Raw genomic sequence first — 14,192 nt, 5'->3', positions numbered from 1 at the left:
ATCCGCCTCAGACCGGAGCGGGAACTTGACCATTGCGCGGGAGCCAGACCGGCCGATACATTCGGTAAAATAGCACGTCCTGCCCCTGCGTGCCGCGGCGACAAACCTGGTTCAACGCCAAAAAATCCGAGTTGCGCATGACCCGCCTCATCTCATCGCGTCTGCTCGCTTCCACCTCCGTCATCGCCATCGCCCTGGCGGCTTCCGGCGCCCGGGCTGAAGATTTCATCATCCCCTCCGGCACGGTCTTCACGACCCCCGTGGTGGTGGACATGAACACCGCCGGCGCGCCCTTCGGGAGCGTTCTGAACCTCGGCGGCATCGTCATCACCGAGAACACCAGGAACAGCGCGGAGGCGCTGACCATCTACCGCACGGCGATTTCCGGAAGCATCGTCAATTCCGGCACGGTCAACATCGCGCAGACCCTGTCGAAGCTGGACATCCACGGCGGCGGCACCTCCGTCTCCGCGTCGGGGGAAACCAAGGGCATCGTGCTCTACAACAGCGCGCCGCTGAATGGAGGCTTCCAGAACAGCGGGTCGGTCACGGTGAGCCGGAACGCCGTCGCCGACGTCGTCGTCAAGACCAGCGGCACCGTGGCGCTCTCCGAATATGCCTACGGCGTGCAGCTGGACAGCTACATGGCCGGCGGCATCGTGAACACCAACACCGGCGTCATCGACGTCTCCAACGACATCACCGCCGCCCTCACCCCCTCCGACCACTACTCGCAGCTCAATCCGGTGACGACGGTCTACGCCTACGGCGTGATCGCGTACGACACCGCCGCCGCGAGCGGGTTCGACAATGCCGGCTCCATCTCCGCGAGCGCCAGGGGCACGATCACCCATAACCTCGCCCGCTCTTCGAGCGCGACCTTGCTGGCTGCCTCCACGGCGCGGGCGGTGGGGGTGGTGATGTCGCAGAGCGGCGCGGCCATGCCGTCCGGGGTGACCGGAACCTCGATGACCAATTCCGGCATCATCGACGTCGTCGGCGCCATGACGCAGGCCACCAATTTTTCCGTGGTCGCAACCTCCGCCAATGCCGGCCTCGGCCGGCTGATCGAATCGAGCGCGGTTGTCTTCGCGGCCGGCGTCCTGGCCAACGAGGCACAGGTCACGAGGTTCGAGAATACGGGCACCCTCTCCGTGTCCGGCACGGCGAGCGTCGTTGCCGTGGGCAGCGTGATCGGCCCCGGCAAGGCCTCGCTCATCAACCACAATTCGCCCACCAGTCCCGAGACGAGCTTCGAATCCGGCTCCGTGGGCGGTTCCGTGACCGCCTACGGTGTCTCCATCGCCAATGGCAGCCTGGGCGGCCTGAGCAACACCGGCGTCATCGACGTCAGCGGGCAGGCGACCACGACCCTCACCGGGACCGCCACCGGAACGACCGCCGCCGAGGTGGGGCTGCAGGCCTTCGCGGCGGTCCAGCTCACAGGCATCGACGTCGCCACCCAGACCCTCACCGGGCCCGTGCTGAACAGCGGACAGGTGACGCTGGATGCCACCGCCGCTTTCACCAGCCAGCAGACGGCGACCGGATCGGGCGGGGCCACCAGCCATGACGCGAAGGTGGAAAGTTCCGGCTTCGTGCAGACCCGGCTCGCCGGCATCAGCGTGGCCTCGTCCGGCTTCGAGGCGGCGAACTACAACGCCACGGTGGGCAATTCCGCCCAGATCACCCTCTCCGCGACCGCCACCGGAAGCCAGGGGGGCACCGCCCAGTCGCAGGGCGAGGCGGTTGCCGATGTGAGCTTCAGCTCCGGCTCGTCCTTCCTCGTGGGCGCCCTGCTGTTCGCTACCAACACGGCGAGCGGCATCCTCGTCGACGCGCCGAACGTGGCCGAGGTCACGAACTCGGGCATCATCGACCTCTCCTCGGCTTTCTCCTCCGGCCTCGTGGCGACGGCGACGGGCGGCACCAAGGCGACCGCCTCCGCCAATTCGGCCGCCCCCTCCCTCACCAGCTTCGGCCTGAACATCCAGGAAGTCGCGGGCGGCCCTTCGGCCGGGACGGTGCCGACCACGCGGATCGCCAATTCCGGCACCATCGGCCTGAGCGCGACTGTCACCATCGCCAACGTGGCGAGCGCAGCGGCGAACCTCGCCGGCGGCACGGCAAGCGCGAGCGCCGCGAGCCAGTCGACCACGGTGAGCACCACGCCGGGCCTGGATGGGGCCGTGGCGGCAAGCTACGGCATCTACCTGTCGCTCGACGGACTCGCGGGCAGCCTCTCCAATTCCGGCGTCATTTCCGTCAGCCAGGCGCTGTCGATCACCGATCGCGCGACGGCGACCGCCGACAAGGCGGAGGCGATGGCCGTGTCGGACGGCCTGTCGCTGGCGCTCGGCGTCCTCGCCGCGCCCGGCGCCGTCACCGGCTCCTTCCTCAACACCGGCGCCATCTCCGCGGCGGCCCTCGGAAACTTCACGGCCTCCGCCACCGCCACGGGGGGACCGGACAGGCGAGCGCGGATGCCGGCGCGACCGGGATCGTCTTCGGCGGCGGCGTCCTTCTTGCCACCGCCGGGCTGTCCGGGTTCGACAATAGCGGCACCGTGCGGGTGACGGCACAAAACACCACCACGGTCACGGCCTCCGCCGGGGGGGCCGGGAGCACTGAGGCCACCGCCGCCGGCAACGGCAGCGCACTGGGCCTCGGCCTCATGGTCACCGGCTCGGCGGGGATTTCCGGTTCCCTCGCCAATTCCGGCGACATCAGCGTCGGGACGACGGCGCGTGTCACCGCGGACGGAGCGGCGGGGCCCCTGGCGACGACGGCGATCGCGAACGCGTCGTCCATCGGACTTCTGACGGCGGGTGGCGCCGGGATCGGCGGCGATTTCTCCAACAGCGCGCGAATTCTCTCTTTGGCCAATGCTGCGGCGAGGGCCGGCGGCACCGGCACCGCCGAGGCATCGGCCTATGCCTACGGCATCGCCATCGACGCCACGGGCGGCATCGGCGGCAGCATCTCGAATTCCGGTTTCATCGGCGCGGCGGCCGAGGCCACGGCGACCGGGAGCAGCACCGACGCCCGCGCCGTCGCCACGGGTCTGCAGATCGCGCAGGGCAGCGTGGGGGGCTCCATCAGCAATAGCGGCACGCTGGCGGCCGTCGCCTCCGGCACCGACGTCACCGTGGTGGCGCTGGCGCTCGGCACGAGCCTCGCCGGCGGCACGCTCAGCCCCGCCGAAAGCACGCTTCTCGCCACGCTCGGAGCGCCGGCCACCCTCGCAGGCGATGGACCGGTGACGGTGGCATCCGGCATCGTCAACAGCGGCCTCATCAGCGCCAATGCCATCGGAACGCAGTCGGCGAGCGCAACCGCCATCCGCGTGGCCGGAGGCAGCGTCATCGGCACGCTCACCAATACGGGCACCATCAAGGCCACCGCATCGGGGGGCTCCGCCACGGCCATCGACCTCGCCGGCGAGGGCGGGGCGACACGCGTCTTCCTCCAGGATGGCGGCGTCATCGGCGACATCGTCCTGTCGTCCCACCATGTCGACACCATCGTCTGGAGCGGCGGCACCTTCGCCGGTGACGTCTTCGGCGGCGGCCTCGGCAGCCTCGCCGTCCTGGCCGGCACCGCCAGCAGCTTCGCCTATTCCGGCACGCTCGAAAGCCTCGCCTCGGTGACCGTGGGCGGGGAGGGGCGCCGGTGGCGCTGGCATTCACCGGCTCGGCGGTCGCCATCGGCACCTTCACCGTGGCAAATGGCGGCAGTTTGCTCCTCGCCGCCGACAGCGCCATCTCCGCCTCCTCCTACATGCAGGCCCCCGGCGGCACCCTTGGTGTCTACCTCTCCCCCGAATGGACCGCCGCGCCCATCTCCGCCACCAGCGCGAGCCTTTCGGGCACCCTCGCGGTGCAGGGCGCCTCGGGCCTCAGATCGAGGACCACCACCTACGATCTCGTGAGCTCGACCGATATCGACGGCGCCTTCACCGACGTGACGACGCCCAACCGCCTGCTTTCCGCCGGCGTCATCTATGACGCGGACGGCGCGAGCCTGGTCCTGACGCGCAACGCCACCACCTCCCTGGCGGGGTTGAACGCCAGCGGCCGGTCGCTTGCCGCCGGCATCGACCTGAACTATGCGCGCCTGTCCCTCGCATCGCCGCTGAGCCCGGTGATCGATAGCTTCTATTCCGGCACCGACGCCCAGGTCGCGACGCTCATCAACCAGATGTCGGGCGCGCCGCTGGCTCAGGCGAAATCCGCCGGCGGCGCCATGTTCGGCACGCTGAACGGGCAGATCAGCCAGCAGCTCGCCGCCACCCGCGACCTGCCCCTCGCGCCCGGCGGCGGCAGCGCCCTGCTCTCCTATGCCGGGGGGCAGGTGAGCCTCGAAGCCCCGAGCCCATGGGCCGGGCTGGCCGGCGCACCTGGCGACGGCGGGGGCGCAGCGCCCACATCCGGGGTCTGGCTGCGGCCGTTCGGCAGCTGGGGTAGCCTTTCCACCGGCGACGGCACGGTGTCCAGCTCCGGCGGTGGTGTCCTCGGCGGCGTGGAGCGCGCCTTTGGCGACGACGCGCGCGGCGGCGCCGTGTTCAGCTACCAGACCGCCGACCTGTCATTCACCATGCCGGCCGCGGGCTCCATCGACCAGTGGACCGGCTCGCTCTATGTGGAGCGGCAATGGGGCCCGCTCTATGCCAACCTGTTCGGCACCTATGGTCACCAAGCCTATGACCTGAACCGCAGCATCGCCTATGCCGGTTCCGTGCGCACGGCCCGCTCCGCCTATGCCGGCAATGCCGGCGCGGTGGTGGGGAGGTGGGCTACGATTATGCCTTCGCCGCATCGAGCCGGTTCGAGCCCTATGCGCGGCTCGCCTATGCGGCGCTGGCCACCGACGCCTTCGTCGAGCGCGGCGCGGGCGTCTTCAATCTCGCCGCGACGGCGGACACCACCAACTCCCTGCAGTCGACGCTCGGGTTCCGGCTCGTCCAGCCCCTCGGCCTGCCCGGCGGCGTGCCCCTGACCGCCCGGCTGGAGGCGGGCTGGCAGCATGAGTATCTCGACGCCGACGCGAGCCTCGGCGCCGCCTTCCTCGCCGACAGCACCATTTCGTTCGATATCCTCAGCAACGGCCCGCGCGACCAGGCGCTCGCCGCCGCCGGCCTGTCCTTCGCCTTCAGCCGCAATCTGGACGGCTACTTCGAATATCGGGGAAGCTGGGGCGACGGCTATTCGAACAGCACCGCCTCCGCCCAGCTGAGGCTGCGCTTCTGAGGGGATGGTCCATGGGGAGGAAGGCGGAATGAGTCCGGCGCGGCCGGGGCCCGTGCTCGGCTCGGCCCAGGCCCTAGTGCAGGCGTGGGACCTCTATCGCGCCGGGCAATGGCCGGCGGCGGAGGCGCTGGCCCGCGCGGTGCTGGAGAAGACAGGCGCGTCGGCCGAGGCGGCGCATCTCGTCAGCGTGATCCTTGCCCAGTCCGCGCGGCTGGCGGAGGCTGCGGCCTTCATGGAGCAGGCGGTCGCCCTCGACCCCGGCCGCAGCTCCTATCACAGCAACCTGTGCGAGATGCGCCGGCAGCTCGGCGATCTCGCCGGCGCCATCTCCGCCGGACGGGCGGCGGTGGCGTGCGATCCGGCCTACGCGCCGGGCGCCAACAATCTCGGCATCGCCTTGTTCGAAAGCGGCGACCTGGACGAGGCCATCGCCCTCTACCGCAAGGCCATCGCGCTCAAGCCCGCCTTCGCCGAAGCCCACAACAACCTTGGCAATGCGCTGAGGGCAGGCAAGCAGCCGGGCGAGGCCATCGCCGCCTTCAAGACGGCGATCGCATGCCGGCCCCATTATGCCGAGGCCCACAACAACCTCGGCAACATGCTGCGGGAGCAGCAGAACTTCCGGGAGGCGGACCTCGCCTTCCAGCAGGCGATCGCGCTCAAGCGGGATTATGTGGAGCCCTACACGTCCCTCGCCTTGTCCCTGTTCGACCAGCAGCGCAGCGAGGAGGCGTTCGCGGTCCTCGCGCTCGCCATCTCCGCCGCGCCCGATCGCCCCGAGCCGGCCTTCTACCTGGCGCAGGGCCTCCTGCAGGAGCGTAAGGCGGAGGGCGCGCGCTCCGCCTGCCAGCGGGCGCTGCGCGCCAATCCGGACCATGTGCCGACACTGACCATCCTCGCCCGGATCCTGCGCGAGCTGGAGCGCGTCGAAGACGCCATCGCCATCGCCCGGCGTGCGCTCGACATCGACCCCGACCATCTTGATGCCCTCAACATCCTCGGACTGCTGCTGATGGAGAGCGGCGACCTGCGCGGGGCAAGGGCGCAGTTCGAGCAGGCCCTGCGGCTCGATCCCGGCTCGCTGAACAGCCTCATCAACCTTGTCTCGGCGCGGAAGGTGACGCGGGACGACCCCTGCATCGGCGCGCTCGAGGATGCCGTCGCCGGGGAGGCTGGGGAGGAAGCGCGCATTCCCCTGCACTTCGCCCTCGGCAAGGCCTATGACGATGCCGGGCGGCACGCGGACGCGCTGGCCCAGTTCATGAGCGGCGCCCGCCTCAAGCGGGCGCTCCTGACCTATGACGAGGCCGCCACGCACGCGATCTTCGACCGCGTGCGCACCATCTTCACCCGTGCCTTTCTCGCGGAACGATCCGGGCGCGGCGACCCGCAGGCCCGGCCCATCTTCATCGTCGGCATGCCGCGCTCGGGCAGCACGCTGGTGGAGCAGATCCTCGCCAGCCACGCCCGGATCCAGGGCGGGGGCGAGATGGACCATTTGCACCGTGCGGTCGGCAGGATCGACCAGGACTTCGGCGGCATGGTTCATTACCCCGAGCTCATGCATCTGATGGAGCCGGATCAGATGCGCGACATCATCGCCACCTACGGCGCCTCAATGCCGCGCCTCGCGCCGGGAAGGCGCGTGGTGATCGACAAGATGCTCAACAATTTCTTCTATGTGGGCCTGATCCACATCCTGTTTCCGCATGCCACCATCATCCATTGCCGACGGGATCCGGTGGACACCTGCATCTCCTGCTTCTCCAAGCTGTTCCGGGACGACATCCACTACAGCTACGACTTCGGCGAGCTGGCGCGCTACTACGGGAAATATGCGCAGCTGATGGAGCACTGGCAGCACGTGCTCCCTGCCGGCGCGATCCTCGACGTGCAGTACGAGGAGGTGGTCCGCGACATCGAGAGCGCGGCGCGGCGCCTCATCCAGCGATGCGGCGAGGAATGGGACCCGGCCTGCCTGCGTTTTCACGAGACCGACCGTCCGATCCGCACCGCCAGCATCACGCAGGTGCGCGAGCCGCTCTATGCCACCTCCGTGGGGCGCTGGCGCCGCTACGGCCCGGCCCTTCAGCCGCTGGTCGACGCGCTGGGACCGGGGAGCGCCTCGGCCAGGTGATGCATCGGCGCCCCGGTGACGGGGGGCATCAGGGCCGTGAGGCGCGAGAGCACCCGGTTCACGCGCGCCACGGCGGCGACACCCATTCGATTCGCGATTTCGCGCATTACACCGGCCATTTGACGGCGACGCCCTGGGCCGATCGGGGCCCAAGGCCACCGCAGCGGTTCCAGCGTGGCTATCGAGCACGCCACAGAGGCGTCGCGATCCGATTCAAATTTTTGATTTTCTGGTGAGCCCGTCGGGATTCGAACCCGAGACCCCATGATTAAAAGTCACGTGCTCTACCGGCTGAGCTACGGGCTCACTCAGGGCAGTGGTTAGGCGGTCAAGGCGGCAGGGTCAAGGCCGGCGGGGCAGGGCGGGGCCACTTCGCCTGCGTGGTGCACCGCGAAGAGCCATTGACCCGCTCGCCCGCGTTCCGCACCATGGGTCTTTGCAAGCTTTCGGAATTGCCATGCCCGTCAACAACCACATCGCCGCCCGCGCCGAACAGATCGCGGCCTGGCGGCAGGATCTCCATCGCCACCCCGAGCTCATGTACGATCTGCCGCGCACCAGCCACGTGGTCGCGGAGAAGCTGCGGGCCTTCGGCTGCGACGAGGTGGTGACGGGTCTCGGCGGCACCGGCGTGGTGGGCATCGTGCACGGGCGCGGCGCAGGACGGATGATCGGCCTGCGGGCCGACATGGATGCGCTGCCCATCCTGGAGCGCAGCGGCGCGCCTTACGCTTCCGAAACTCCCGGCAAGATGCACGCCTGCGGTCATGACGGACACACGGCGATGCTGCTCGGCGCCGCCCAGCACCTGGCGGAAACCCGCGCCTTCTCGGGCACCGCCGTGCTCATCTTCCAGCCGGCGGAGGAGGGTGGGGCAGGCGCGCGCGCCATGATCGACGAGGGGCTCTTTGCCCGCTTCCCGGTGGACGAGGTCTACGGGATGCACAACCTGCCGGGGCTGGACGTGGGCCGCTTCGCCATGCGCGTCGGCGGCATCATGGCCTCGGCCGACCATATCGAGATCGAGATCGAGGGACGGGGCGCTCATGCGGCGCGTCCCAATCAGGGGGTGGACGTGGTGCTGGTGGGCTCCGCCATCGTCACCGCACTTCAGCAGGTGGTGGCTCGCAACGTGGATCCGCTGGAGGCGGCTGTCATCTCCATCTGCATGTTCCACGCGGGCGAGGCGGACAACGTGCTGCCGCCCACCGCCAAGCTGGCCGGCACGGCGCGCACGCTCGACCAGAATGTTCGCCTGCAGCTGCGCCAGCGCATTACGGCGGTGGCGGAAGGCGTGGCCACCGCCTATGGCGCGACGGCGAAGGTCACGTTCGAGGAAGGCTATCCCGTCACCCGCAACCATGCGGCGCAGACCGCCTTCGCCGCCGAGGTGGCGGCCGAGGTGGCAGGGGCCGCGGACGTGGACGCCGCCGCCCCCCCGCTCATGGCCGCCGAGGACTTCGCCTACATGCTGGAGCAGAAGCCGGGCGCGTACATCTTCGTGGGCAACGGTCCCTCGGCCGGGCTGCATCATCCGCAGTACGACTTTGCCGACACCGCCATTCCCTACGGCACATCCTATTGGGTGCGCCTCGTGGAGCGGGCGCTGCCGCTGACTCTCTGAGGCGCCTCCCCCGTCGAGCTGTCAGTCGAGCGTCACTTGCCCTTGCGCAGCACGAAGGTGAGGCGGCCCTGCTCGACTGTGCGCTCTTCCAGGGCGGCTCCCGTCTCCTGCGCCACGTGGGGAATGTCGATCGCCGCCATAGGATCGGTGCAGGTGACGATGAGCCGGGTGCCGGTCGCGACGGTGGCCAGCGCCTTTCGGGTGCGCAAAGCGGGGAGGGGGCACTTGAGCCCCCGCAGGTCCAGCTCCACGGTGGCCGGTGCGGCCGCCTTCACTCTGCCAGTTCCCTTTTTGCCTGGTCCTTCAGGCGGCCGAGGCTCTCCTCGCGGCCCAGCACCGTCAGCACGTCGAAGATGGGCGGGGAGGTGGCCTTGCCGGTGAGGGCGGCACGCAAGGGCTGCGCCACCGCGCCGAGCTTCACGCCCTGCGTCTCGGCATAGCCGCGCACCACGGACTCCGTGGCCTGCGCCGTCCAGTCCGCAGCCTCCAGCAGCGGCACGAGGCGCCCGAGATGGGCGCGCCCCTCGGCGGTGAGGAGGGTGGCCGCCTTCTCGTCGAGGGGGATCGGGCGCTCGACGAAGATGAACTCCGCGTTGTCGAGCAGTTCCACCACCGTCTTGGCCCGCTCCTTCAGCCCCGGCATGGCCGCGGCGAGCTGGGCCCGGTGCGTGGGCGTCATGCGGGCGAGCCGGTGCGCGGCATCCGGCAGGTGCGGCACGAGGGCGTCCACGGCGTCGAGCAGCTCCGCATCGCCCGCGGCGCGCATGTACTGGCCGTTGAGATTCTCGAGCTTCTGAAAATCGAAGCGCGCGGCCGAGCGGCCGACCCGGTCGAGGTCGAAATAGCGGACCATCTCCTCGGTGGAGAAGAGTTCCTGATCGCCGTGGCTCCAGCCGAGGCGGACGAGGTAATTGCGCAGCGCCGCCGGCAGGTAGCCCATGTCGCGATAGGCATCCACGCCGAGCGCACCGTGCCGCTTGGACAGCTTGGCGCCGTCCGGCCCGTGGATGAGGGGGATGTGGGCCATGTGCGGCACCTCCCAGCCCAGGGCACGGTAGATCTGGGTCTGCCGGGCGGCGTTGGTGAGGTGATCGTCGCCGCGGATGACATGGGTGACACCCATGTCATGATCATCCACCACCACGGCGAGCATGTAGGTGGGCGTGCCGTCCGAGCGCAGCAGCACCAGATCGTCGAGATCCTTATTGGGGAAGGTGACGGTGCCCTGCACCATGTCCTCGATGACGGTCTCGCCCGCCTGCGGTGCCCTCAGGCGGATGGCGGGCAGGCGGTCCTTCGGCGCCTCGGAGGGGTCGCGGTCGCGCCAGCGGCCGTCGTAGCGGGGCGGGCGCCCCTCCTTGCGGGCGAGCTCGCGCATCTCCTCCAGCTCCTGCGGGGTCGCGTAGCAGGGATAGGCGTTGCCCTTCGCCAGCATCTCCTCCACCGCGGCGCGGTGCCGGTCCGCCCGCGCGAACTGGTAGATCGGGTCGCCGTCCCAGGTGATGCCCATCCAGCTGAGCCCGTCGATGATGGCGGCGATGGCCTCCTTCGTCGAGCGCTGGCGGTCGGTATCCTCGATGCGCAACAGCATCTTTCCGCCCGTGTGCCGGGCAAAAAGCCAGTTGAACAAGGCCGTCCGCGCCCCGCCGATGTGCAGGAAGCCGGTGGGGGACGGGGCGAAGCGGGTGACGATCTGCGACATCGGCAACTCGGACATGGGGCGAACTCGGACTTGCGGGACTCGGCGAGGCTCGATCCGCAGGCAGCGGACGGGCGGGCGGGCAGCGGCGTCCGGCGGCACCGTCGGCACCGCCACATGGCGCGCGAGAGGCGCCCGTGTAGCATAGGCGCGGGACACAAGAAACACGGGCGGCCGAAAGGGCGCGGATGACCGGCACGCAGGGCGGGACTGGCGGAAGGGGAGCAAGGCGCGCCGGCGCCCGCTCCGCCATTCTCGGCGGGGCCGCCGCCGGCCCGGCCACGCGCCGTGCAACGCCGCTGGGCTTGCTTCCTCTGCTCGATGCTCTGCAGGCGCGGGGCGTCCGCGACCTCGCCGCCGAGGCAAACTCGGGCCGGCTGATCCTCTGGCTCCCCGTCGCCTATGCACTGGGCATCCTTGCCTATTTCGGCGCGGCCCAGGAACCCTCGCTCGCCGTGGCCCTCGGGCTCGCCCTGGTGCTCGCGGTGTCCGCCGTGCTGGCGCGCGCGCGGCCCGTGGCGTTCGCGGCGCTGGTCGGCGCCGCCGTGGTAACGGCAGGCTTCGCCACGGGGGCCCTGCGCACGGCCCTGATGGGCCACGCCACGGTGGAAATCCCGCCCAAGGGGCCGGTGCGACTTTCCGGTTTCGTGGAGCGGGTGGAGCACCGCACCACCGGCGACCGCATCCTGCTGCGGCTGGACCCCGGGCCGGTGCGCGGACTCGATCCGGTCCCCGAATTGGTGCGCCTGTCCTTGCGGCGAGGCTATGCTCCGGCGGTGGGCACCCATGTGACGCAGCTGGCGCAACTCCTGCCGCCCCTCGGCGCGGCCATGCCGGGCGCGCACGATTTCGGCCGGGCGCCGTGGTTCCGGGGCATCGGCGGGGTCGGCTACGGCCTCGGCCGGCCGAAACCGGCGCCGGCGGCGGATCCCCCCCTTTCCGTGCGCGTCGCCATGGGCGTGGACGCGGCGCGCGACGGCCTCGCCCGGCACATCCGCGCTTCCCTTTCCGGGACCCCGGCGGAGATCGCCGTGGCGCTTGTGGCGGGTGATCGCTCCGCCATCCCGCCGTCCGTGGAGGAGAGCATGCGGGTGTCGGGCCTCACCCACATCCTGTCCATCTCCGGCCTGCACATGGCCCTGGTGGCCGGCACGCTGTTTGCGCTCGTGCGCGCCGCGCTCGCCATGGTGCCGGCGCTGGCGCTGGGCTTTCCCATCAAGTCCCTCGCCGCCGTGGTGGCCCTGGCGGGCAGTGCCGCCTATCTCGTGCTTTCGGGGAACGACGTGCCGGCGCAGCGTTCCTTCGTGATGACCGCGCTGGTGCTGTCCGGCGTGCTGGCCGGGCGACCCGCACTCACGTTGCGCACGGTGGGGGTGGCGGCGGTGGTGGTGCTGGCCCTCACCCCCGAGGCGGTGCTCGATCCCGGCACCCAGATGTCGTTCGCCGCCACCTTGGCGCTGGTGGCCGCCTATGAGCGCCTGCGGCCCCTGCGCGCCGTGCCGCGGCCGGACGGCTGGGCCGGACAGGTGCTGGTATGGATCGTGGTGCTGGTGGGCGGAACCGCGCTCACCTCCCTGGTCGCGGGCCTCGCCACGGCGCCCTACGGGGTCTTCCATTTCCAGCGGGTGGCCCCCTATGGCCTCCTCGCCAATCTGGCGGCCATGCCGGCGGTGTCGTTCCTGGTGATGCCGTTCGGCCTCCTCGGCGTGCTGTTGATGCCCTTCGGATGGGACCATCTCGCCTGGCCGGTGATGGGGTGGGGCATCGAGATCATGGTCGCGGTGTCCGACCGCATCGCCGCCTTGCCGGGCGCGGACGTGCGCCTCGATGCGGTGGGCCCGGCGACGCTCTGCCTGCTCAGCCTCGCTTTGCTCGCCCTCTGCCTGCTGCGTGGGGTCCTGACGGCGGTGGCCATCGTCCCCCTCGGCCTTGCCCTCGCACTGGCGGGGCCGCCGCCACGACCGGACATGCTCATCGCCCCGGATGCGCAGGCGGTGGCCGTGCGCGGCGCCGACGGTCGCCTTTCGGTGATCGGCGCGCGCGGCCAGAAGCTCATCGTGGAGCAATGGATGACGCGTGAGGGCGACAGGCGGACAGCGGCGGACAAGACCCTCGCCTCCGCCTTCTCCTGCGACGCCTTCGGCTGCACGGCGCCGCTGCCGGACGGCGGCACCATCGCCGTCTCGCGCCGGGCGGAAAGCCTGGAGGCGGACTGCCTTGAATCGCGCATCGTCGTCACCCGCGACGCCCCCCTGCCGATTGCCCCGCCAAGGTGATCACGCCAGCCACGCTGGCCCGCACCGGCACGCTCGCCTACTTCCTGAAGGACGGCATCTGGCGTGAGGAGCCGACGCGCCGCCCCCATGTCCAGCGCCCCTGGATGCCACGCCTGCCGCCGGCGCCGGCCGAGGTGAGCGTCGGCACTGCCGAGGATGCCGAAGCCGACGCGGCATCCCCGTGAGCGTCCGCGGCCTTTCGGCGACCTCCTCATTTCCGCACCTCACGTTCGCCCCCACGACCAAGGAGGGCATTTCGTGACGGAATGACGCGCCTGCGCCCACGCAGGGATGTGCGCCGCCGCGCAGGGCGAGGCCCGGACGCTGACTGTTGAAGAGAAGGGTCGGGGTGAGGAGCTGCATTCCCGAAGGAACCGGCCCCGTTGAGCATGGCGACCGTCGCCGCCCCTCACCCCATTCCTCTCCGCGGGGGAGAAGAACGCAAAGGCGCCGGAGCGTCAGTAGCGCCGCATCAGGCCGATGAGGCGGCCCTGGATGCGCACGCGGTCGGGACCGAAGATACGGGTCTCGTAGGCCGGGTTGGCGGCTTCCAGCGCGATGGAGGCCCCCTTCTTGCGCAGGCGCTTGAGGGTGGCTTCCTCATCGTCCACCAGCGCCACGATGATGTCGCCAGTTTCCGCGGTCTCGCACTTGCGGATGAGGACCGTGTCGCCGTCGAGGATGCCGGCCTCGATCATGCTGTCGCCGCGCACTTCCAGGGCGAAGTGCTCGCCGCTGCCCAGCATCTCGGGGGGAATGTTGAGGGTGTGGCTGCGGGTCTGAATGGCGGAGATGGGCGTGCCGGCGGCGATACGGCCCATGACCGGCACCGATACCGTGGGCGCCGTTTCGTCGTCGCCGGAGGCGGGGCGCACCTTGCCGAGGCTGCCCTCAATGACAGATGGGGAAAAGCCGCGCCCGCCGCTGTGGGCCGCAGCGAGGCCCGGAGCCACGCTGTCCGGCAGGCGCACCACTTCCAGCGCCCGGGCGCGGTTGGGCAGGCGCCGGATGAAGCCGCGCTCTTCCAACGCCGTGATGAGACGGTGAATGCCCGACTTCGACCTCAGGTCCAGCGCCTCCTTCATCTCGTCGAAGGAGGGGGGCACGCCGGTTTCCTTCAACCGCTCGTGGATGAAGCGAAGCAGGTCATATTGCTTGCGCGTCAGCATTCTCTTGCCCCCTAGCGGCGCCGCGTGCGCTCCGGTTC

At 70.3% G+C, this 14,192-nt stretch carries 9 protein-coding genes, 1 tRNA gene and 1 pseudogene; 7 read left to right on the top strand and 4 right to left on the bottom strand.

Annotated features, from left to right (window positions below):
* The first annotated feature begins 137 nt into the window (after window positions 1-137).
* The 4 genes and pseudogenes from EZH22_RS20865 (at window position 138) to EZH22_RS20850 (ending at window position 7,386) form a co-directional block, all read left to right on the top strand.
* Window positions 138-2,576, top strand: a complete 2,439-nt coding sequence (locus EZH22_RS20865; RefSeq protein ID WP_203192365.1) for a beta strand repeat-containing protein — start codon at window positions 138-140, stop codon at window positions 2,574-2,576.
* Window positions 2,573-3,931 (top strand): beta strand repeat-containing protein, encoded by a 1,359-nt coding sequence (locus EZH22_RS20860; RefSeq protein ID WP_231711077.1) that lies wholly within the window; start codon window positions 2,573-2,575, stop codon window positions 3,929-3,931. The genes EZH22_RS20865 and EZH22_RS20860 overlap by 4 nt, the downstream gene beginning before the upstream one ends.
* A pseudogene (locus EZH22_RS32660) lies at window positions 3,880-5,232 on the top strand (autotransporter outer membrane beta-barrel domain-containing protein); the annotation flags it as partial. The gene EZH22_RS20860 and the pseudogene EZH22_RS32660, both read left to right, overlap by 52 nt.
* Window positions 5,233-5,277: 45 nt before the next feature.
* Window positions 5,278-7,386, top strand: coding sequence for a tetratricopeptide repeat-containing sulfotransferase family protein (locus tag EZH22_RS20850; protein WP_203192362.1), 2,109 nt, complete (start codon window positions 5,278-5,280; stop codon window positions 7,384-7,386).
* Window positions 7,387-7,616: 230 nt separating this feature from the next.
* Here EZH22_RS20850 and EZH22_RS20845 read toward each other — a convergent pair.
* A tRNA-Lys gene (locus EZH22_RS20845) sits at window positions 7,617-7,692 on the bottom strand.
* A 151-nt stretch (window positions 7,693-7,843) separates the two neighbouring features.
* Here EZH22_RS20845 and EZH22_RS20840 point away from each other — a divergent pair.
* Window positions 7,844-9,010, top strand: coding sequence for a M20 aminoacylase family protein (locus tag EZH22_RS20840; RefSeq protein WP_203192361.1), 1,167 nt, complete (start codon window positions 7,844-7,846; stop codon window positions 9,008-9,010).
* A gap of 32 nt (window positions 9,011-9,042) precedes the next feature.
* On the opposite strand, the gene EZH22_RS20835 is transcribed toward EZH22_RS20840, so the two are convergent.
* Together EZH22_RS20835 and gltX are read right to left on the bottom strand one after the other, a co-directional pair.
* Entirely contained in the window at window positions 9,043-9,285 is a 243-nt protein-coding gene (locus EZH22_RS20835; RefSeq protein WP_203192360.1) for a sulfurtransferase TusA family protein, read from the bottom strand.
* Complete coding sequence (gene gltX, locus EZH22_RS20830) at window positions 9,282-10,712, bottom strand: glutamate--tRNA ligase (protein ID WP_203196667.1); 1,431 nt, start codon at window positions 10,710-10,712, stop codon at window positions 9,282-9,284. The genes EZH22_RS20835 and gltX overlap by 4 nt, the downstream gene beginning before the upstream one ends.
* A gap of 185 nt (window positions 10,713-10,897) precedes the next feature.
* Here gltX and EZH22_RS20825 point away from each other — a divergent pair, with 185 nt between their 5' ends.
* Together EZH22_RS20825 and EZH22_RS20820 are read left to right on the top strand one after the other, a co-directional pair.
* The gene (locus EZH22_RS20825; RefSeq protein WP_203192359.1) at window positions 10,898-12,985 is read left to right on the top strand and encodes a ComEC/Rec2 family competence protein; all 2,088 of its coding nucleotides are present in this window, start codon (window positions 10,898-10,900) and stop codon (window positions 12,983-12,985) included.
* Window positions 12,982-13,170 (top strand): hypothetical protein, encoded by a 189-nt coding sequence (locus EZH22_RS20820; protein WP_203192358.1) that lies wholly within the window; start codon window positions 12,982-12,984, stop codon window positions 13,168-13,170. The genes EZH22_RS20825 and EZH22_RS20820 overlap by 4 nt, the downstream gene beginning before the upstream one ends.
* Window positions 13,171-13,443: 273 nt before the next feature.
* On the opposite strand, the gene lexA is transcribed toward EZH22_RS20820, so the two are convergent.
* Window positions 13,444-14,154, bottom strand: a complete 711-nt coding sequence (gene lexA, locus EZH22_RS20815; RefSeq protein WP_203192357.1) for a transcriptional repressor LexA — start codon at window positions 14,152-14,154, stop codon at window positions 13,444-13,446.
* Between the last annotated feature and the right edge of the window lie 38 nt (window positions 14,155-14,192).

The organism is Xanthobacter dioxanivorans (genome assembly GCF_016807805.1).
Lineage (GTDB): Bacteria > Pseudomonadota > Alphaproteobacteria > Rhizobiales > Xanthobacteraceae > Xanthobacter > Xanthobacter dioxanivorans.
This window is presented reverse-complemented; position numbering and strand designations above follow the sequence as displayed.

Excerpts from the sequence above, each read along its gene's own strand:
- EZH22_RS20850 (WP_203192362.1), top strand. The coding sequence starts at position 5,278 with ATGAGTCCGGCGCGGCCGGGGCCCGTGCTCGGCTCGGCCCAGGCCCTA.
- gltX (WP_203196667.1), bottom strand. The coding sequence starts at position 10,712 with ATGTCGCAGATCGTCACCCGCTTCGCCCCGTCCCCCACCGGCTTCCTG.
- lexA (WP_203192357.1), bottom strand. The coding sequence starts at position 14,154 with ATGCTGACGCGCAAGCAATATGACCTGCTTCGCTTCATCCACGAGCGG.
- EZH22_RS20865 (WP_203192365.1), top strand. The coding sequence starts at position 138 with ATGACCCGCCTCATCTCATCGCGTCTGCTCGCTTCCACCTCCGTCATC.
- EZH22_RS20825 (WP_203192359.1), top strand. The coding sequence starts at position 10,898 with ATGACCGGCACGCAGGGCGGGACTGGCGGAAGGGGAGCAAGGCGCGCC.
- EZH22_RS20840 (WP_203192361.1), top strand. The coding sequence starts at position 7,844 with ATGCCCGTCAACAACCACATCGCCGCCCGCGCCGAACAGATCGCGGCC.